Source organism: Actinomadura sp. NBRC 104425 (assembly GCF_030269545.1).
Classification (GTDB): Bacteria; Actinomycetota; Actinomycetes; order Streptosporangiales; family Streptosporangiaceae; genus Spirillospora; species Spirillospora keratinilytica.
Map to the genome: position 1 here is coordinate 1 of NZ_BSTN01000047.1, position 19,074 is coordinate 19,074.

Here is a 19,074-nt window from a genome sequence, read left to right on the forward strand (position 1 = left end):
ACCTCAGAAACCCAACGACAAGCCGCATTCGGCGACTGGCTCGACTGGTACAACTACCACCGACCCCACACCGGCATCGCAGGCCAAACCCCAGCCAGCCGCGTCACCAACCTGTCCGAACAGCACACCTAGGCCGTACCGCAGGCACCCGGCCGTGCTCGAAGGTATGAAGTACTGCCCCCGCTGCAAGGGGACCGAGTCCTGTCGAAGAGCTCGGCCGGAACCGGGCGAAGAAGTCGGGGCTGACCTCCTAGTGCAAGCCCTGCCATAGCGCGGGCATGGCCGAGAACAAGCGTCGCAAAGCACGGTGATGAGCGCGGCCAGCCCGGCCCCGTGCCCTCGTCATCGCCCTCGTCGTCCCCGCTGTCGCCTGCGCCGGTGTGGCTGGGCACGAGCGAACCAGGCTGACGCCAAGCGTGCGCGCCTGGCCGTCGAGCGGTAGTCGGCCGGGAGTTGTCAGACCAGTCCGCCGCCCCGCCCGCGATCTCCAGCCTTTCCTGGCGCCCGCCCTGCCTGGGCTCGCTGGGTGGGATTGTGGTGGCTTTGCCGTGGCCTGGGGCGTCGTCGGGGATGCTTCTTAGCTGCGTGTCTTGTTGTCTCCGTTGTCGCTGGCGCTGGTGTGGCTGGACGGACGTTGCTGATGCGTGCGCGCTTGGCTGTCGAGCGAGGGCCCGCTGAGAGTCGGCCGGGTCCGTCGTCTCGGCCTGGTTCTCCAACTGCCGCTGGGTTTTTACGCTCGCTGTGCCTGGGCTCGCTGGGCGGGATTGTGGTGGTTTCGCCGTGGCCTGGGGCGTCGTCGGGGGTGCCCTCTCGCTCCCGTGCCCCTGTTGTCGCCTGCGCCGGTGTGGCTGGGCGACCAGTGGCCCAAGCCGCGGCGGATGTGGGCGGGGCCTGGAGGGGGGTGGATTCTCAGGGGTCGGGGGTGGGGTGGGGGTCGATGATCTGGTCGGGGTCGGTGATTGCGCAGCCGTTCTGTTCGGCCGTCTCGACGGGGGTGTCGGTGGGTGTGTCGTCGTTCGCGGGCTCGGTGGTGCCGTCGATGGGGAGGTCGGTGACGGTGGGGGTGGCGGCGAGGGTGTCCAGGTGGGCGATGTAGGCGTTGGGGACGGTGAAGCCGCGGGGCGGGATGGGGATGCCTCCGGCGAGGCGCGACCAGGCGAATCCGACGGCGGCGGAGGCGCTGAGGACGCCGAGGGCGGTGTCGGGGTCGGACGGGGTGAGCCGTGGTGACGGTGTGTCGTCGGTGGGCCACAGGTCGCGCAGGGGGTGGGTGTCCTGCTGGACGACGTCGGTGAGGAGTGCGCGCAGTTCGGGGTCGAGCCAGCGGGAGACGGGGGTGGCGAGGTCGGGGCGGTAGGCGGCCATGTCGGCGGCGAGCAGGGCGGTGGCGGCGTGGCGGGGTTCGATGAAGGCGGGGTCGGCGGGGTCGCCGCACAGGGGCCGCAGGGCGGTGGCGAGGTCGTAGAAGGCGAGTTGGAAGCGTTCGCCGGGGGCCGAGTCGGCGAAGAGGGTGGCGGCGAGCGGGGCGGGGCAGCGGGTGCGCCAGGCGCGTTCGACGGCTTGGTCGCCGTAGGGGAGTGCGCTGTGGTCGAGCGCGGGGTTGGCCTGGAGGGGTTCGATCATGGCGAGCAGGGCGGTGGCGCGCAGGCGGAAGCGGGGATCGTCGCGGAGGGCCTGGGCGGTCATGACCATGCAGCGGATGAGTTGGGCGGCGGCGTCGGGGCGCCCGGCGCGGAGGCGTTCGGCGTAGAGGCCGATGATGGTGTGCAGGGGTGGTGGGGCGAGCCAGCGGAGGCGGCCTTGGTCGCCGTAGGGCTGGGCGAGGTGGGGGTTCCACAGGTCGAGCAGGTCGTGGTGGACCTGCGGGTCGAAGGCGGGGACGGAGGCGCACCAGAGGGTGGTGCTCCAGGTGACGGCGATGGTGCTGGGTGTGCCGTGGAGGAAGAAGTTCCAGCCGAGGGGGTAGTCGGCGGGAGGTGCCTGGGCGGCTTCGGACATGACGGAGCGCAGGCGGTAGAGGATGGCACCGGAGAGGAGGGTGCCGGCGATGGCGCGGGGTGGGCCGTAGTCGTGGGCGTAGTCGGGCCCGGTGGGAAGAATTTCGGCCGGGATGAGGGGTGGGGCGTAGCCGGGTTGGAGGGGGAGCGCGGTGGCGCGGTCGGGCCCGGCGGGGGGTGGGCTGAGGAACCAGCGGCTGTCGGCGGGGTGCCAGCGGTACCAGCGGGCCCAGGCGCCGTGGAGCCACCAGCCGTGGTCGGGGAGGGAGAGGAGTTGGGGGATGAGGGCTTGCTGGCGTTGAAGGGGGGTGGCGGTGGGCCACCAGGGGCTGCGGACGATGAGGCGCGTTTCGTGTTCGGCGCGCGTGAAGGGGTCGGCGTCCTCGGGGAGGGGTGGTTCCGGTGGGGACGCCGGGGGTGCGGCGGCGTAGGCGGGGATGGTGTGGGGGCGCCGGGAGGGCCAGGCGTGTTGGCCTGGGGCGCTGGGCCAGGTCGGTTGGCCGAGGGGGCTCGGCCAGCCCGGTTGTCCGGGCGGGGGGCCCTGGGGGCCGGGAGGACGCCACACCACGGGGTCATCGTAGTGGTCGGGGGTGGGCGGGGTTTGTCGCGGAGGGGTTTGCGGGGGTGTCCGGTGTGCGGGTTTCGCCGTAGGCGGATCCGGGTGAGGATCACGTCGCATGCGGTGAGCGGGGTTTGAACAGTAGGGTCTAGACGTCCGCACCGGTGTGCTCTGTGGGCCTCGGTGCCATGGTGGAGGAAGGAGTCGCGTGGGGTCGCACGATTCGCACACCCGACGTCTGCCGGGGTTGTTCGGTAGCCCTGACACGTCTTCGTTCACGGAGTTCCTGGCCGGGTATGCGCCGGAGTTGCTGCCTGGGCGGCGTGTGCTGCCGGCGTCGTCGGCGGGGGAGGAGATTCCGCACGGTACGACGATCGTGGCGGTGACGTTCCCGGGCGGCGTGGTGATGGCGGGCGATCGGCGCGCGACGGCGGGGCACATGATCGCTCAGCGTGATGTGGAGAAGGTGTTCCGGGCCGACGAGTTCTCGGCGATCGCGGTGGCGGGGACCGCGGGGATCGGAATGGAGCTCGTGCGGTTGTTCCAGGTGGAGCTGGAGCACTATGAGAAGCGGGAGAGCCGTCCGCTGTCGATGGAGGGCAAGGCGAACCGGCTGGCGACCATGATCCGGGGGAATTTGGGTCTGGCGATGCAGGGACTGGCGGTGGTGCCGTTGTTCGCGGGGTACGACGAGGAGCGGGACGAGGGGCGGATCTTCTCCTACGATCCGGCGGGGGGCCGGTATGAGGAGCGGGAGTTCCATTCGATCGGTTCGGGGTCGGTGTTCGCGCGGGGGGCGTTGAAGAAGCTGTACCGTGCGGACCTGTCGGCCGAGGACGCGGCGACGGTGTGCGTGCAGGCGTTGTACGACGCGGCCGATGACGATTCGGCGACCGGTGGGCCGGATCTGGCGCGCCGGATCTTCCCGGTGGTGGCGACGGTGACGGCCGACGGTTACCGCAGGCTGGGTGAGGACGAGGTGGGCGCGTTGGCGCAGGCCGTGGTGGAGGCTCGGTTCGAGTCGCCCGGTGGTCCGACCGCTCCGCTGCGATAGAAGGGATCCTGACCGGTGTCCATGCCGTTCTATGTGTCGCCCGAGCAGCAGATGAAGGACAAGGCGGACTACGCGCGGAAGGGGATCGCGCGGGGCCGCAGTGTCGTGGTGCTGCAGTATGACGACGGCATCTTGTTCGTGGCGGACAATCCGTCGCGGGCGCTGCACAAGATCAGTGAGATTTACGACCGCATCGCGTTCGCGGCGGTCGGGAAGTACAACGAGTTCGAGAATCTGCGGCTGGGCGGGGTGCGGTACGCGGATATCAACGGGTACCAGTATGACCGGCGCGATGTGACGGCGCGCGGGTTGGCGAACGTGTACGCGCAGTCGCTGGGGACGATCTTCACGGAGACCAACAAGCCGTACGAGGTGGAGCTGGTGGTGGCCGAGGTGGGGGAGGATGCCGCCTCGGATCAGATCTACCGGTTGACGTTCGACGGTTCGGTGGCCGACGAGCACGGTTACGTGGCGATGGGCGGTCAGGCCGATGCGGTGGCGCAGGCGTTGAAGGACCGGTTCCGGGAGGGGATGGGTCTGGCGGAGGCGCTGCTGGCGGGGGTGCGGTCGCTGGAGGCGCAGGACTCGGACCGCCGGTTGGAGGCGACGTCGCTGGAGGTGGCGGTGCTGGACCGCAACCGCGAGCACCGGTTGTTCAAGCGGCTTCCGGCGGCGCGGATCGAGGCGTTGCTGCGCGAGGCGGAGAGCGGTTCGGCGGGTGCGCCGTCGGAGGGCGACGAGTCGGGGGACGGGGGTTCTGAGTCGTCCTGAGCCGCCGGGGCCGTGCCCGGGGCGTGTCCAGGGGGCGGGGCGTGCCATGTCGCCCGTGGGCGTCTCGCATGGCGGGTGGGCGCGTCGCGCGTGGGCGTTCTGACGTCGCGCGCGGTGTCGCGGCGGCGGTCTGGGCGGGCCCGGCGGTGGTGTGACCCGTCGTGGGCGGTCGTTCCCGGGTGGGGCGGCTGGTCACGGCGGGTTTTTTCTTGGGTTGTGCGCCGCGGGGCCGGTTCTGCGTCGTGCCGGTGGCGCTTGGTGCGGCGGTCAAACCTGTCGGAGGTGGCCGTCCCTGGCCTGTTGGCGGGTGCGAAACGAGGGGCTGTGGAGACTGCCAAGTGGCGGTCCTGCCGCATAGGCTCGCTGGTGTGGACAGGCGCATCTTCGGGCTCGAGAACGAGTACGGCGTCACCTGCACCTTCCGCGGGCAGCGGCGGTTGTCACCCGACGAGGTGGCCCGCTACCTGTTCCGGCGGGTGGTGTCGTGGGGCCGCAGCAGCAACGTGTTCCTGCGCAACGGCGCGCGGCTCTACCTGGACGTGGGCAGCCACCCCGAGTACGCGACGCCCGAGTGTGACAGCGTCATCGACCTGGTGACGCACGACAAGGCCGGTGAGCGGATCCTGGAGGGTCTTCTGGTGGACGCCGAGCGGCGTCTGCGGGAGGAGGGCATCGCCGGCGACATCTACCTGTTCAAGAACAACACCGATTCGGCGGGCAATTCGTACGGTTGCCACGAGAACTATCTGGTGGGGCGGCACGGGGAGTTCGGCCGGCTGGCGGACGTGCTGATCCCGTACCTGGTGACGCGGCAGATCATCTGCGGGGCGGGCAAGGTGCTGCAGACGCCGCGGGGGGCGGTGTACTGCGTGTCGCAGCGGGCCGAGCACATCTGGGAGGGGGTGTCGTCGGCCACCACCCGGTCCCGGCCGATCATCAACACGCGGGACGAGCCGCATGCCGATGCCGAGCGGTTCCGCCGGCTGCATGTGATCGTGGGCGACTCGAACATGAGCGAGACCACGATGCTGCTGAAGGTGGGCGCGACCGACCTGGTGCTGCGGATGATCGAGGCGGGCGTGGTGATGCGGGACCTGACGCTGGAGAACCCGATCCGCGCGATCCGCGAGGTCAGCCATGACATGACGGGGCGGCGGAAGGTGCGGCTGGCCAACGGCCGGGAGGCCAGTTCGCTGGAGATCCAGAAGGAGTACTACGGCAAGGCGAAGGACTTCATCGACCGGCGCGGCGGGGATCCGGTGGTCAAGCGGGTGCTGGATCTGTGGGAGCGGACGCTGCGGGCGGTGGAGACCGGTGATCTGGATCTGGTGTCGCGGGAGATCGACTGGGTGACGAAGTACCGGATGATCGAGCGGTACCGGCGCAAGTACGATCTGCCGCTGTCGTCGCCGCGGGTGGCGCAGCTGGATCTGGCGTATCACGACGTGCACCGCGACCGGGGGCTGTACTACCTGATGGAGAAGCGCGGTGCGGTGGAGCGGGTGACGCGCGATCTGGAGGTGTTCGAGGCCAAGTCGGTGCCGCCGCAGACGACGCGGGCGCGGTTGCGCGGGGAGTTCATCCGGCGGGCGCAGGAGAAGCGGCGGGACTTCACGGTCGACTGGGTGCATCTGAAGCTGAACGATCAGGCGCAGCGGACGGTGCTGTGCAAGGATCCGTTCCGGTCGGTGGACGAGCGGGTCGACAAGCTGATCGCCGGTATGTGACGTCGGCGCGGGGCCGGGGGCGGTGCGGGGTGCCGTCCCCGGTTTCGTGCGCGTAGGGGCTACTGGCCGGTCACCTTGGCGGTAGGGTGTGCGCTCAGTCCGGGTCGCCGTGCGTTGGGTGAGGAGCCGCATGCGCCGTCGTGTCTTCGCGCCGTTGCTGGGGATCGTGCTGGTGGCGCCGCTGGTGCTGGCCGCCGGGTGTTCGGGTGGGGACGACGTCGAGGTGACGGTCCGGGGGAGATTCGGGACGCGTCCGGAGGTGTCGTTCCCGAAGGGGGCGCCGAGCGCGGAGCTGGCGGTGAAGACGCTGGTGGAGGGGGACGGCGAGGGCGAGGGGGCGCGCAAGGGCGATCTGGTGGTGGCCGACTATGTCGGGTACCGGTGGAGCAAGGACGGCAACAAGCTGCTGGCCAACAGCTATCTGGCGGGGGTGCCGGGGGCGTTTCCGACGGGTCGGCTGGTGCCGGGGTTGGACAAGGCGTTGCTGGGGGTGCGGGCGGGTGACCGGGTGGTGGCCAAGATCCCGCCTTCGGAGGGGTACGGCGACACGGGCGACACCCAGCACCAGGTGGGCCCGGACGATTCGCTGGTGTACGTGCTGGACGTGCGGGGGGTGTACGGCAAGACGGCGCATGCGCAGGGCCGGGCGCAGACGCTGAACGATCCGAAGCTGCCGCGTGTGTCGGGCGGCGGGCAGGGGCAGGCGCCGCAGGTCACGGTCCCGCGTGTGGCGGCGCCGAAGAAGCTGCAGGTGCGCACCCTGATCCAGGGGCAGGGGCCGGTGGTGGCCAAGGGTCGGCTGCTGGCGTTGCAGTACGTGGGGGTGTTCTGGCGGAACGGCCAGGTGTTCGACTCGTCGTGGCGCAGCCGCCGCCCGTATGCGGTGACGATCGGTACGGGCCAGGTGATGAAGGGCTGGGACCAGGCGTTGGTGGGGCAGCGGGTGGGCAGCCGCCTGCTGCTGGTGGTGCCGCCGTCGCTGGGTTACGGCAAGGAGGGGCTGGCGCAGGCCGGCATCAAGGGTGACGACACGCTGGTGTTCGTCGTCGATCTCCTGGGTGTGCACTGACCGCTTCCAAAAGTGCACTGACCGCTCCCGGGCGTGCCCTGGTCGTCTCCCGCTGCGGAAAGCGGTTTTCTAACGCCGGGTCCGGTTGTTCTTAGACTGGGCAGGTGGAGGATTTCGAGGCTTTCGGTGCGCTGCGTGATCCGTTGCGGCGGCGGCTGTACGAGTACGTGGCGGCGCAGGACCATCCGGTGAGCCGGAACGAGGCGGCCGAGGCGGCGGGGGTGGCGCGCACGCTGGCGGCCTTCCATCTGGACAGGCTGGCCGAGGCGGGGCTGCTGGAGACCGAGAGCCGCCGGTTGACGGGGCGGTCGGGGCCGGGGGCGGGGCGTCCGGCCAAGCTGTACCGGCGGGCGGCGGGGGAGCGGGCGTTGTCGCTGCCGCCGCGCGACTACCGGACGGCGGCCGAGGTGCTGGCCGAGACGGCCGAGGCGGCGGGGCTGGACGAGGAGTTGCGGGCGGCGGCCCGGCGCCGCGGGCGGGCGTTGCACGGTGCGAAGCCTGTGGGCGGCCTGGAAGAGGTGGGGGCCGTGCTGGCGCGCCGCGGATACGAGCCGCGGCGTGAGGAGGGCGGCGCGGTGCGGATGCGCAACTGTCCGTTCCACGCGCTCGCCGAGCAGTTCCCGCCGCTGGTGTGCGGGATGAACCTGGCGCTGCTGCAGGGGCTGCTGGAGGGCGCCGAGGGGTTGCGGGCGCGGATGGACGCGCGTCCGGGGTGGTGCTGCGTGGTGGTGGAGGAGACGTCTTCTAAAAACAACGAAGATTGACATACAGTGCGGGCATGACGGAGCATCATCTCGCCCAGATCAACGTGGCCGCGCTGAAGGAGCCCCTGGACGCCCCGGGCATGGCGGAGTTCGTGTCCCTGCTCGATCCGGTCAACGCGCTGGCCGACCGGTCGCCCGGCTTCGTGTGGCGCCTGGTGGGGGAAGGCGCCAACGACGCCACCGGTGTGCGTCCCGTCGGCGCCGACGTGATCGTCAACATGTCGGTGTGGGAGTCGCGGGAGGCGCTGTGGGACTTCGTCTACCGCAGCGCCCACCTGGAGGCGCTGCGGCGCCGCCGGGAATGGTTCCGGCGGCACGTGGAGGCGCACCAGGCGCTGTGGTGGGTCCCCGCCGGCCGCATCCCCACGGTGGAGGAGGGGGTGGAGCGCCTGGAGCTGCTGCGCGAGCGCGGGCCGTCCCCGGCCGCGTTCACCTTCCGCGACTTCTACACCCCGGAGGGGCTCCCCGAGGGGGCACAGCCCGCCGGGGCCTGACGGCGGGTCAGGCGAGCAGAGCGGCGGCGTGGCGGCCCGCGGCGGCGGCGGACAGGAAGTAGGCCGAATCCTCGTCCAGGCGGCGGCCCATCGTCGACAGCCGCACCCCCCAGTCCGCCTCGGCGGCCTGCAGCACGTCGTACAGGCCGTCCACCGGCACCGGCACCAGGGAGTGGCGCTCGCCCAGCGGCGCCGCCTGCGCCGCGACGCGCTGCCCCAGCTCCCCGCCCAGTTCGGGCACGACGACGTCGGCGGGGGCCAGGGCGACGCGCCCGTAGGCGGTGAGGCTGTGGTGGGACACGCCCTGGTGCCGTTCGCGGGCGTCGCCCTCGCTGACGCGCAGGGACGCCACCGGGCGTCCCGACAGGGCGGCGGCGGCGTTGACGGCCTCGCCGGCGGCGACGCCGGAGAACCCCCAGCGGGTGCCGCTGCCCAGGTTGCCGGGGCCCTGCGCCACGACCGCCGCGTCGGCGTCCAGGACGAGGCGTGCGGCCAGCAGGCCGGTGTGGACGGTGACGGTCTCCAGGTCGCCGCCGAACGCCTGCCCGACGGTGACGGTGGCGGCCAGCGCGCCGGCCTGCCGCAGCCGGGCGATCGACATGGAGAACCAGGCGGGCAGCGCGCCGCCGTCGGTCATCACGTACACCACGCGGGCGCCGGGCCGCTCGGCCAGCAGGCCCGCCAGGATCGGCGGCAGCGCCGAGTGCAGGTCGGCCACGATCACCGGCATGCCGTCCACGGAGTCGGCGTCGCGCAGCGTCTCATGGTGGGGGGAGTCCTGCTCGTCGGCGCCCAGCACGGTGGCCTGCAGCGGGGTGTAGCGGGCCTTGACCAGGTGGCCGGGGCCGACCGGGTCGGGCGGCAGCCGGTCGGGGACGGCCGCGACCATGGCGTAGCCGCCGGTGCCCAGGCCGAGCGCCAAGGCCGTAGTGTTGAGCAGGACGGTGTCGCCCGGTTGCGGCCTGCCCACCAGCGCGGTGTAGGCCAGGGCCCGGCGGGTGCCGTCGCCGTCGATCGCCACGTCGAGCTCGACCGCCCCCGGCCATTCCCGGCGGACGCTTTCAACCGTGCCTTTGCGCCATCGGATCACAGCAGGAAACGGTAGCGTCCTGATCGGAGGAATGGTCCGGGAACGCGCGGGCTCGCCGAGCGGACCGCAGCACGACTTCGAGGTGGTGGCCAAGTGTCGCGGCGCAAGACCGAGCGCCTGCTCAATCTGGTGGTGTGCCTGCTGGCCACGCGGCGCTATCTGACCGCCGAGCAGATCCGCCGGGCGGTGCCCGGCTACCCCGACTCCGACGAGGCGTTCAAGCGGATGTTCGAACGCGACAAGGAGGAGCTGCGCGAGCTGGGGGTGCCGCTGGAGGTGGGCAGCGACCGGCTCGGCGCGGGCGGGGAGGAGATCGGGTACCGGATCCCCCGGCAGGCCTACGAGCTGCCCGACATCCATCTGACGCCCGACGAGGCGGCGGTGCTGGGGCTGGCGGCGCGGGTGTGGCAGCGCGCCAGCATGGCCGACGCGGCGTCGGGGGCGCTGCTGAAGCTGCGCGCGGCCGGGGTGGAGACCGACACCGCGGGCGCGCCGGGCATCGAGCCGCGGCTGGACACCGGCGAGCCGTCGTTCCCGGCGCTGTGGGAGGCGGTGCGCGACGGCCGCCCGGTGGCGTTCGACTACCAGGGCGTGGGGCGCACCCGGGTGACGCGGCGGCATCTGGAGCCGTGGGGCGTGGTGAGCCGCCGGGGCCGCTGGTACGTGGTGGGGCACGACCGCGACCGGGAGGAGACGCGGGTGTTCCGGCTCAGCCGCATCGTCGGGGAGGTCGTCCCCGACGGCCCGCCCGGCAGCGTCACGGTCCCGCCGGGGGTGGACGTGCGGCGCATCGCGTTCACCGGGGGCGACCCGGCGAGCGAGCCGCGTCCGGCCACGGTGCGGCTGCGGGCGGGCGCCGCGCAGGGGCCGCGGCGGTGGGCGCGGGACGTGCGGCCGGTGGGCGACGGGACGTGGGACGAGGCCGTGCTGACCTTCCGCGACGTCGACCGGTTCGCGCCGTATCTGGCGCGGTTCGCCGACGATGTGGTCGTGCTGGACCCGCCGGACCTGCGGGAGGCGGTCATCTGGCAGCTGAAGGCGGCGCTGGCGGCGCACGACCGGTGACCTTCGGCGGCCGGACAGGGAGCAGGCGGGGAGCGGACGATGACGGGGAGTGAGCGATGACGGGGCGGAGCACGGGGGCGCCCGCGGCCCGGGCGGCGGGCCGCGCCACCACCTCCACCGACCGGCTGGCGCGGCTGCTGGCGCTGGTGCCGTATGTGATCAGCCGGGACTCGGTGGCGCTGGACCAGGCCGCGCGGGCGTTCGGGGTCACCGAGAAGCAGCTGATCGACGATCTGAACCTGCTGTGGTGCGTGGAGCTGCGCGCGCCCGACCCCTACTGCCCGATCGACCTGTCCTACGAGGGCGGGGAGATCATCGTCACCGAGGCCGAGTCGATCGCGCGGCCGCTGCGGCTGAAGGTCGACGAGGCCAGCGCGCTGCTGGTGGCGCTGCGGATGCTGGCGGACATCCCCGGGCTGCCCGACCGCGATGCGCTCAGCCGGCTGATCGCCAAGCTGGAGACCGCGGCGGGCGTGGCGGCGGCGCCGGCCAGCAAGGTGGCGGTGGAGGTCGAGGCGGGCGGCGCGGCGGACGCGAGCGGCCACCTGGCGAGCCTGCGCGACGCGATCGCCCGGGGCCGGCGCGTGCATCTGGCGTACTACGTGCCGGCCCGCGACGAGAACACCGAACGCGACGTGGACCCGATGCGGCTGCTGGTGGTGGAGGGCAGCACGTATCTGGAGGGGTGGTGCCGCCGCGCCGAGGCGGTGCGGCTGTTCCGCCTGGACCGCATCACGTCGCTGCGGGTGCTGGACGAGGTGCCCGCGCAGGTCCCCGAGGACGCCGAGCCGCGCGACGTGGACGCCGGCCTGTACCGGCCCTCGCCCGACGACGTCGTGGTCACCCTGGAGCTGACCGCGCAGGGCCGCTGGGTCGCCGACTGCTACCCGTGCGAGAGCGTGCGGGAGCTGGGGGAGGGGCGGCTGGAGGTGGTGCTGCGCACCTCCGACACCCGCTGGGTGCGGGGACTGGCGCTGCGGCTGGGCGACCAGGGCCGCGTGGTGGCGCCCGCCGAGCTGGCCGCCGAGATCCGCGGCGACGCCTCCCGCGCCCTGGCGCTGTACGGGCACGCGTGACGGGGACTGCAGTAAAAAGGCCGCGGTAAGGAGGCAGCCGTAAGGAGGCCGCGGTGACGGGCGCGGCGCCCGCTTCGGGTGTTGTTCGCACTGTTTCGTAGTGATACGACGTCCATGTGAACATCACGTGACGGTGCCGCGCGGACCGGTCCGGATGACGACAGCGGTGGAGGACGTCGGTTACGGTGGCGGACGTGGGATGGGTCGGTGCGTCGGTGGCGCTGGGCTTCGCGGGCCTGGCCGTGCTGGCGGTGTGCGCGTTCAGGGTCTACCTGGGGGTGCGCCGCCTGGGCCGGGAGCTGGGCCGGGCGCGGCGGCGGCTGGCCCCGCGGCACTCGGCGCTGACCGAGGAACTGCGCATCCTGCAGGACAGGACGGCCCCCCGGGGGGAGGCGCGGCGTCGCGAGGACGGCGTACGATCGTCGTGAGTAGACCTGCTGAAGAGGAATGTCATGGGTAATTTCGGCACCAGCGAGATCCTGATCGTCCTGCTGGTCGTGCTGCTGCTGTTCGGGTCGGCGAAGCTGCCCCAGCTGGCCCGCTCGCTGGGCAAGTCGGCGCGCATCCTGAAGGCCGAGACCAAGGGCCTGCGCGAGGACGACGAGCCCGCCGCCGCGCCGCAGGCGCCGCAGGGCGACCCGCGCCAGGAGGCCGCCCGGCTGCGCGAGGAGGCCGCCCGCCTGGAGCGCGAGGCCGCCGCCGACGGTGCCGCCGTCCGGCGCCCGCTGCCGTCGGGCGAGCCGATCCAGGGCGTTCCGGTCTCCGACCCCAACCAGATCCGCAACTCCTGACCGCGCCCCCGGCGTCGCCCCGGTGCCGTACCGTGACGTACAGCGCGTGCCGTACGCGCTGTACGTGCTGCCGCGCGTGCGGGCGTCCGGCGCCGCGCCGCGGTGCCGCCGCGCGGGGCGGTCGGTCGGGCGTGCGGCGGCCAGGCCGCCGGAGCCCGTCCCCGCCGCGCCCGCGGCGCCCCGCGCGCACCCATCCGACCCTCGTGCCCGCGTGAGCGGCGGCACCCGACCCCGAAGCCGACGATGAAGTTTCTGAGCCCGCGCAGCGGCAAGGCCGTCGACCCCGAAGGCCGCATGCCGCTGATGGACCATCTGCGCGAACTGCGCAACCGGCTGATCAAGGCGCTGCTGGCCCTGCTGGTCGGGACGATCGTCGGCTGGATCTTCTTCCAGCCCATCTGGGACTTCCTCAAGGACCCCTACTGCTCCCTGCCCGCCTCCCAGCAGCTGGAGTCGGGCAAGTGCACCCTGGTGGTCAACACCATCTTCCAGCAGTTCTTCCTGCGCCTGAAGATCTCCTTCATCGTCGGCATCGTGATCTCCTCGCCGGTCTGGCTGTACCAGCTGTGGGCGTTCGTGGCGCCCGGGCTGTACCGGCGGGAGAAGCGCTGGACGTACGTGTTCCTCGGCGCGGCGATCCCGCTGTTCCTGGTCGGCACCGTGCTGGCGTACATGACCGTCGACAAGGGCCTGCAGCTGTTCTTGGGCGGGTTCTCCATCGACGACGTCACCGCGCTGATCACCGTCGACCACTACCTCGGCTACGTGCTGGCGATGCTGCTGGTGTTCGGCATGACCTTCGAGCTGCCGCTGTTCGTGGTGGTGCTGAACATGGCCGGCGTGCTGAGCTTCGAGATGATCAAGAGGTCGCAGCGGATCGCGGTCTTCGGGATCTTCCTGTTCGCGGCCGTGGCCACCCCCAGCGGCGACCCGTTCACCATGCTGGCGCTGGCCGTGCCGACCCTGGTGCTGTTCGAGGTGTCGGCGGTGCTGGCGTTCGTCAACGACCGGCGCCGCGCCCGCCGCCCCGACCCCTACGCGGGCCTGTCCGACGACGAGGCGTCCCCGCTGGACCTGGACGAGATCGACGCGGAGCTGGAACGGCGCGGCCGCCCCGCCGACCCCGCCCGCTGACGCCCCCGTCCGGCCCCGCCCGCCGGCCCCGCCCGCCGACCGGCTTGCGGTTCGCCCGCGGCCCGGTCGCCGGCCCGGCCGCGGCCCTCCCGTGACGACCGCCCGCCGGCCCGTCCCGGCCCGTCCCGGCCCGCGCGCCGCGGCGCCCGGAATTGGGAATCGGGCCGGGTGAAAACGTAGGCTCGACTCATGACCACCCCCGACACGCAGCCGGCAACCGAATCCCCCGCGGCGCGGTACTCGGCGTTCCGCAAGCGCACCGCGGCCAACGGCCCCGCGCTGCTGGACTTCAAGACCCTCTACGACTTCGACCTGGACCCGTTCCAGATCGAGGCGTGCCGCGCCCTGGAGTCCGGCAGCGGCGTCCTGGTCGCCGCGCCCACCGGCTCCGGCAAGACGGTGGTGGGGGAGTTCGCCGTCCACCTGGCCCTCACCGGCGGCCGCAAGTGCTTCTACACCACGCCGATCAAGGCGCTGTCCAACCAGAAGTACGCCGACCTGGTGAGCCGCTACGGCCCCGAGAAGGTCGGCCTGCTCACCGGCGACAACAGCGTCAACGGCGAGGCGCCCGTGGTGGTGATGACCACCGAGGTGCTGCGCAACATGCTCTACGCCGCCTCGCCCACCCTGTCCGGGCTGGCGTTCGTGGTGATGGACGAGGTGCACTACCTGGCCGACCGGTTCCGCGGCGCGGTCTGGGAAGAAGTGATCATCCACGTGCCGGACTCGGTGCGGATCGTGGCGCTGTCGGCCACCGTCAGCAACGCCGAGGAGTTCGGCGAGTGGCTGCAGGCCGTCCGCGGCGACACCGCCGTGATCGTCGACGAGCACCGGCCCGTCCCGCTGTTCCAGCACATGCTGGTCGGCACCCGCCTGTACGACCTGTTCGTCGAGGTCGGCAAGGGCGCGCACCGGCAGTCCCGGGTCAACCCGCAGCTGCAGCGCATCGCCGTGGAGGAGGTGCGCCGCGCCAAGCTCAACCAGAACCGCCGCACCGGCCGCCGCCGCGCGCCCCGCCCCGCCCGGTTCCGGCCGCCCGCCCGGCCCGACGTGGTGGAGCGGCTCGACCGCGCCGGGCTGCTGCCGGCGATCCACTTCATCTTCTCCCGAAACGGCTGCGACACCGCCGTCCTGCAGTGCCTGCACGCCGGGCTGCGGCTGACGTCCAAGGAGGAGAGCGAGGAGATCCGCGCGCATGTCGAGCTGCGCACCGCCGACATCGCGCCCGAGGACCTGGCCGTGCTCGGCTACGACGACTTCCTGGCGGCGCTGGAACGCGGCATCGCCGCCCACCACGCCGGAATGCTGCCGACCTTCAAGGAGATCGTCGAGGAGCTGTTCGTCCGCGGGCTGATCAAGGTGGTGTTCGCCACCGAGACCCTCGCCCTGGGCATCAACATGCCCGCCCGCACCGTGGTGATCGAACGGCTCGACAAGTGGAACGGCGAGGCCCACGTCGACCTCACTCCCGGGGAGTACACCCAGCTCACCGGGCGCGCCGGACGCCGCGGCATCGACGTCGAAGGCCACGCGGTGGTGGTGTGGAGCCCCAACGTCGACCCGGCGTCGGTCGCCGGGCTGGCCGGCACCCGCACCTACCCGCTGAACTCCAGCTTCCGCCCCTCCTACAACATGGCGGTCAACCTGGTCGGCGCCGTCGGCGTCGAACGCGCCCGCACCCTGCTGGAGGAGTCGTTCGCCCAATTCCAGGCCGACCGCGCCGTCGTCGGCCTGGCCCGGCAGGTGCACCGCAACGAGGAGGCCCTTGCCGGGTACGCGCAGGCCGCCGAATGCCACCTGGGCGACTTCATGGAGTACGCGGCGCTGCGCCGCCGCCTGTCCGACCGCGAGGCCGAGCTGGCCCGCGAACGCTCCGCGGCGCGCCGCGCCGAGGCCGCCCGCAGCCTGGAGCGGCTGCGGCCCGGCGACGTCATCCTCGTGCCGTCCGGGCGACGCTCCGGCCTGGCCGTGGTGCTCGACCCCGGTCTCGGCCGCCGCTCCGACGGGCCCGCGCCGCTGGTGCTGACCGTCAACCGGTCCGTGCAGCGGCTGTCGGTGCAGGACTTCCCCCGCGCCGTCGAACCCGTCGAGCGGCTGCGCATCCCCAAGGGGTTCAGCCCGCGCAACCCGCAGGCCCGCCGCGACCTGGCCGCCACGCTGCGCGACAAGGTCGCCGACGACGCCGGCGAGCGGCGCCGCGGCCGCGGCCGGGACGTGCCGGCCGCCGACGACCGCGAGATCGCCGAGCTGCGCGCCCGGCTGCGCCGCCACCCCGTGCACGGCTGCGACAAACGCGAGGAGCATGCCCGCTGGGCCGAACGCTACCACCGGCTGGAACGCGAGACCGAGCAGCTGCGCCGCCGCGTCGAGGGCCGCTCCCAGGTCATCGCCCGCACCTTCGACCGGGTCTGCGCGGTGCTGCAGCAGCTCGGCTACCTCGACGGCGACACCGTCACCGAGGAGGGCCGCCGCCTCGGCCGCATCTACAACGAGCTGGACCTGCTGACGGCCGAGTGCCTGCGCGCCGGGGTGTGGGAGCGGCTCGGGCACGCCGAGCTGGCCGCGTGCGTGTCGGCGCTGGTGTACGAGTCGCGGCAGCCCGACGACGCCGCCCCGCCCCGCACCCCCGGCGGGCAGACCCAGGAGGCCCTGGCCGCCATGGTGCGGCTGTGGGGGGAGCTGGACGCCGTCGAGAAGGACAACCGCCTGTCGTTCCTGCGCGAACCCGATCTGGGGTTCGCCTGGACCGCCTACCGGTGGGCGCAGGGCCATGACCTGGACGAGGTGCTGCTGGAGACCGACCTGACCGCCGGGGACTTCGTCCGCGCCGTCAAGCAGCTGCTCGACCTGCTCGGGCAGATCGCCGACGCGGCCCCCGACAACAGCCACATCCGCAAGACCGCCCGCCGCGCCATCGACGCCATGCGCCGCGGCGTCGTCACCTACTCCTCCGTCGCCTGACGCGGACCGGCCCCGCCCCGCCCGCGCGCCGCGCCGGCGGGGCGGGCGGCGCCCACTCCCCGCCTTGCGGCTCAGTCGTCGCCGTCGGCGTAGGCGCGCAGGCCCGGCAGATCCTCCACGACGATCTTGCGCCAGCCGGTGCGGACCAGCCCCTGGGCGCGCAGGTTGTTCAGCGCCCGGGCGACCGTCTCCCGGGAGGCGTCCATCCAGCTGCCCAGCTCCTCCTGCGACAGCGGCGGCGCGATCGCGATGCGGCCGTCCGGCCCGGGCGGGCTGTGCCGGGCCGACATCTCCGCCAGCTGCGCCAGCAGCCCGGCCAGCCGCCGGGCGCCCCGGGCCGACACGTGCGCCTGCAGGCGCCGGTCGGCGTCGTCCTGCCGCCGCACCAGCGTGCCGCTGACCAACCGCCACACCGCCGGATGGCCGTCGAGGAACGCGGTGAACCGCGCCGCGGGCACCACCAGCGCCCGCACCGGGCTCAGCGCCGTCACCGTCGCCGACCGGCGGCGGCCCCCCAGCACGGCGCTCTCGCAGATCAGGTCGCCCGGGCCGCGCACCGCCAGCACCACGTCGCGCCCGTCGGAGGTGGTGGAGGTGACCTTGGCCCAGCCGCTTTCGATGACGATGATGTGGTCGGAGTCCTCGCCCTGGAAGCACAGCGGCGTCCTGGCCGGGTAGGTGCGCGGACGCGCCGCGGCGCGCAGGTCCGCGCGCTGCGCGGCGTCCAGCGCGTTCCAGAAGGCGTCGTGCGGCGCGGCCGGGGCGGCGGTGCCTGCTCCCCGCGCGGCGGGCCGTGCGCCGCGCCGGGGGCCGGTCGGGGAAGCGGTCTGTTCGATCACCGGCGATCCGTACTCTCGAGTTCTCCACGGCCGCACGCCCGCCCAAGGCGGGGGCCCGCTCCACCGGACGACCGGCGCACGCCGCGGGCCGGACCGCCCGGCCGCACCCCCGCGCGGCCGCCCCCCGCCGGAACACCCCCCGCCGCGCACACCGGACGCCGCCGCGGCGGACGGCGCCCCCGCTGCGCCGTGCCCCACCGCGGCGGGCGTCCAGGCGCTGAACCGGGCCCCGCGGCGGTTGGGGGGAGTGGGACGGTCGGGCCCAGCGCCGCGGGAACCGGCCCGTCCATGCGTCGGCCGCGCCGGCTGCCGGGACCGCTGCGGCCCCCGGCCGGCGGTGCGTGCCTGGTCATCACAGGTCCAGGAAAACCCGCCATTGCCTTGGATGGTGCGCCGCCGCGCCCGCCGTGTCTGCGTCATCTGACACATTGCGCGGGGAACGGCCCGCCCGACGTCAGGAAACCGGTCAAGCCTGGCACACCCGTCATAGCGGGCGTACGGGGGTGGTACGGCGCGGGCCGCGGGCGCCGCAGTCAACGCCCCCGTCAGGACGCACCTGTCAGGACGCGCCCGAACGCGCCGCCAGCGCGTTCAGCAGGCGGTTGACCGGGCCGTCCAGCCCCCACCGGTCGGCCAGCTCCACCAGCGCCTGCGGATCGCGCGGCGCGGCCGGCAGCCGGTCGTCCAGACCGCGCAGCTCGGCCGAGTCGATGTCGGTGACCACCCGCACCACCGTGCCCGCCGCCGCCAGGTAGTCGCGGGCCGCCTCCAGCCGCCGCCGCGCCCCCGTTGGGAACCCCTCGACGGTGCCCGCGTCCAGCGCCGCCAGGATCCCCTCCACCGACCCGAACCGGGAGACCAGGGCCGCGGCGGTCTTGTCGCCCACGCCCGGCACGCCCGGCAGCCCGTCGCTGGGGTCGCCGCGCAGCGTCGCGTAGTCGGCGTAGCCGCGGCCGGGGATGCCGTACTTGGCCGCGACCTCCTTCTCGCCCATGACCTGCAGGTTGCGGAGGCCGCGCGCGGTGTACAGCACCTGCACCGGGCCGCGCTCGTCCACCAGCTGGAACAGGTCGCGGTCGCCGGTGACGACGTCGACCGGGCCGCGCGCCGCGCCCCGCACCGCCAGCGTGCCGATCACGTCGTCGGCCTCGTAGCCGGGCACCCCGGCGCGGGCCAGGCCGAAGGCGTCCAGCACCCGGTCGATCAGCGGCAGCTGCGCCTTCAGCGCGTCGGGCGCCTGGTCGCCGCCGTCGGCGGCGACCCGGTGCGCCTTGTACGACGGCAGCGCCGCCACCCGGAACCGCGGCCGCCAGTCGGCGTCCATGCAGCACACCAGCCGCTCGGGGGAGCGGTCCCGGACCAAGCCGGCGATCATGTCCAGCAGTCCGCGGACGGCGTTGACCGGCGTGCCGTCCGGCGCGGTCACGCTCTCGGGCACGCCGTAGAAGGCGCGGAAGTACAGCGACGGCGTGTCCAGCAGCATCAGCCCGCTCATGCCGCCCATCCTCCCACGCGGCGCCCGGCCCGCGGCCGCGCGCCGCCCCGGCCCCTCCGTGCTAGCTGTTCTGTCCTGACAGGTTGGTGACGCGGCTGGCGGGTGGGAGGCCGCCGAGTGCGGTGTGGCCGCGGTGATGGTTGTACATGTGCAGCCAGGGCGCAAGCGCGGCGCGGCGTTCGCTCTCG

At 73.2% G+C, this 19,074-nt stretch carries 18 protein-coding genes; 13 read left to right on the forward strand and 5 right to left on the reverse strand.

Translation table 11 applies throughout. From position 1 onward, the window contains the following. Positions 1-132: integrase core domain-containing protein (locus tag QSK22_RS32390; protein WP_285498317.1), on the forward strand; the 132-nt coding region annotated here is incomplete at its 5' end. 777 nt (positions 133-909) lie between these two features. On the opposite strand, the gene QSK22_RS32395 is transcribed toward QSK22_RS32390, so the two are convergent. Beyond that, positions 910-2,565, reverse strand: coding sequence for a hypothetical protein (locus tag QSK22_RS32395; protein WP_285498302.1), 1,656 nt, complete (start codon positions 2,563-2,565; stop codon positions 910-912). 199 nt (positions 2,566-2,764) lie between these two features. Between QSK22_RS32395 and prcB the strand changes: the two genes are divergently transcribed. From prcB to QSK22_RS32425, 6 genes are all read left to right on the forward strand, one after another. Next, positions 2,765-3,610, forward strand: a complete 846-nt coding sequence (prcB, locus tag QSK22_RS32400) for a proteasome subunit beta (RefSeq protein ID WP_285498303.1) — start codon at positions 2,765-2,767, stop codon at positions 3,608-3,610. 21 nt (positions 3,611-3,631) lie between these two features. Continuing rightward, positions 3,632-4,381, forward strand: a complete 750-nt coding sequence (prcA, locus tag QSK22_RS32405) for a proteasome subunit alpha (RefSeq protein ID WP_285498318.1) — start codon at positions 3,632-3,634, stop codon at positions 4,379-4,381. A gap of 368 nt (positions 4,382-4,749) precedes the next feature. Further along, positions 4,750-6,108 (forward strand): Pup--protein ligase, encoded by a 1,359-nt coding sequence (pafA, locus tag QSK22_RS32410; RefSeq protein ID WP_285498304.1) that lies wholly within the window; start codon positions 4,750-4,752, stop codon positions 6,106-6,108. Between the two features lie 130 nt (positions 6,109-6,238). Further along, positions 6,239-7,177 carry an FKBP-type peptidyl-prolyl cis-trans isomerase gene (locus QSK22_RS32415; RefSeq protein WP_285498305.1) on the forward strand — a complete coding sequence of 313 codons (939 nt, stop codon included), beginning with the start codon at positions 6,239-6,241 and terminating at the stop codon, positions 7,175-7,177. Positions 7,178-7,281: 104 nt separating this feature from the next. Beyond that, entirely contained in the window at positions 7,282-7,941 is a 660-nt protein-coding gene (locus QSK22_RS32420; RefSeq protein ID WP_285498306.1) for a helix-turn-helix transcriptional regulator, read from the forward strand. A gap of 14 nt (positions 7,942-7,955) precedes the next feature. After that, complete coding sequence (locus QSK22_RS32425) at positions 7,956-8,435, forward strand: DUF3291 domain-containing protein (protein WP_285498307.1); 480 nt, start codon at positions 7,956-7,958, stop codon at positions 8,433-8,435. A gap of 7 nt (positions 8,436-8,442) precedes the next feature. On the opposite strand, the gene QSK22_RS32430 is transcribed toward QSK22_RS32425, so the two are convergent. After that, a complete protein-coding gene (locus QSK22_RS32430; RefSeq protein WP_285498308.1) occupies positions 8,443-9,525 on the reverse strand; it encodes a DUF3866 family protein in 1,083 nt (360 codons plus the stop codon). A gap of 93 nt (positions 9,526-9,618) precedes the next feature. Between QSK22_RS32430 and QSK22_RS32435 the strand changes: the two genes are divergently transcribed. The 6 genes from QSK22_RS32435 to QSK22_RS32460 all read left to right on the forward strand — a co-directional run bounded on the left by QSK22_RS32435 (position 9,619) and on the right by QSK22_RS32460 (position 16,552). After that, positions 9,619-10,590 (forward strand): helix-turn-helix transcriptional regulator, encoded by a 972-nt coding sequence (locus tag QSK22_RS32435; RefSeq protein WP_285498309.1) that lies wholly within the window; start codon positions 9,619-9,621, stop codon positions 10,588-10,590. A gap of 56 nt (positions 10,591-10,646) precedes the next feature. Then, positions 10,647-11,666: a helix-turn-helix transcriptional regulator gene (locus QSK22_RS32440; protein WP_285498310.1), complete on the forward strand. Its 1,020-nt coding sequence runs from the start codon at positions 10,647-10,649 to the stop codon at positions 11,664-11,666. 194 nt (positions 11,667-11,860) lie between these two features. After that, complete coding sequence (locus tag QSK22_RS32445) at positions 11,861-12,094, forward strand: hypothetical protein (protein ID WP_285498311.1); 234 nt, start codon at positions 11,861-11,863, stop codon at positions 12,092-12,094. Positions 12,095-12,118: 24 nt separating this feature from the next. After that, the gene (gene tatA, locus QSK22_RS32450) at positions 12,119-12,457 is read left to right on the forward strand and encodes a Sec-independent protein translocase subunit TatA (protein WP_285498312.1); all 339 of its coding nucleotides are present in this window, start codon (positions 12,119-12,121) and stop codon (positions 12,455-12,457) included. Between the two features lie 243 nt (positions 12,458-12,700). After that, the gene (tatC, locus tag QSK22_RS32455) at positions 12,701-13,591 is read left to right on the forward strand and encodes a twin-arginine translocase subunit TatC (protein ID WP_285498313.1); all 891 of its coding nucleotides are present in this window, start codon (positions 12,701-12,703) and stop codon (positions 13,589-13,591) included. 189 nt (positions 13,592-13,780) lie between these two features. Then, positions 13,781-16,552 (forward strand): DEAD/DEAH box helicase, encoded by a 2,772-nt coding sequence (locus QSK22_RS32460; protein WP_285498314.1) that lies wholly within the window; start codon positions 13,781-13,783, stop codon positions 16,550-16,552. Positions 16,553-16,623: 71 nt separating this feature from the next. Here the strand turns inward: QSK22_RS32460 and QSK22_RS32465 are convergent, their stop codons facing one another. From QSK22_RS32465 to QSK22_RS32475, 3 genes are all read right to left on the reverse strand, one after another. Further along, positions 16,624-17,391 carry a Crp/Fnr family transcriptional regulator gene (locus QSK22_RS32465; RefSeq protein ID WP_285498315.1) on the reverse strand — a complete coding sequence of 256 codons (768 nt, stop codon included), beginning with the start codon at positions 17,389-17,391 and terminating at the stop codon, positions 16,624-16,626. A gap of 559 nt (positions 17,392-17,950) precedes the next feature. Then, positions 17,951-18,886, reverse strand: a complete 936-nt coding sequence (locus QSK22_RS32470) for a 5'-3' exonuclease (protein WP_285498316.1) — start codon at positions 18,884-18,886, stop codon at positions 17,951-17,953. 61 nt (positions 18,887-18,947) lie between these two features. Further along, a partial coding sequence (locus QSK22_RS32475) for an integrase core domain-containing protein (RefSeq protein ID WP_285497719.1) occupies positions 18,948-19,074 on the reverse strand: 127 nt, incomplete at its 5' end.

Excerpts from the sequence above, each read along its gene's own strand:
- QSK22_RS32470 (WP_285498316.1), bottom strand. The coding sequence starts at position 18,886 with ATGAGCGGGCTGATGCTGCTGGACACGCCGTCGCTGTACTTCCGCGCC.
- prcA (WP_285498318.1), top strand. The coding sequence starts at position 3,632 with ATGCCGTTCTATGTGTCGCCCGAGCAGCAGATGAAGGACAAGGCGGAC.
- QSK22_RS32440 (WP_285498310.1), top strand. The coding sequence starts at position 10,647 with ATGACGGGGCGGAGCACGGGGGCGCCCGCGGCCCGGGCGGCGGGCCGC.
- tatA (WP_285498312.1), top strand. The coding sequence starts at position 12,119 with ATGGGTAATTTCGGCACCAGCGAGATCCTGATCGTCCTGCTGGTCGTG.
- tatC (WP_285498313.1), top strand. The coding sequence starts at position 12,701 with ATGAAGTTTCTGAGCCCGCGCAGCGGCAAGGCCGTCGACCCCGAAGGC.
- QSK22_RS32415 (WP_285498305.1), top strand. The coding sequence starts at position 6,239 with ATGCGCCGTCGTGTCTTCGCGCCGTTGCTGGGGATCGTGCTGGTGGCG.
- QSK22_RS32460 (WP_285498314.1), top strand. The coding sequence starts at position 13,781 with ATGACCACCCCCGACACGCAGCCGGCAACCGAATCCCCCGCGGCGCGG.
- QSK22_RS32425 (WP_285498307.1), top strand. The coding sequence starts at position 7,956 with ATGACGGAGCATCATCTCGCCCAGATCAACGTGGCCGCGCTGAAGGAG.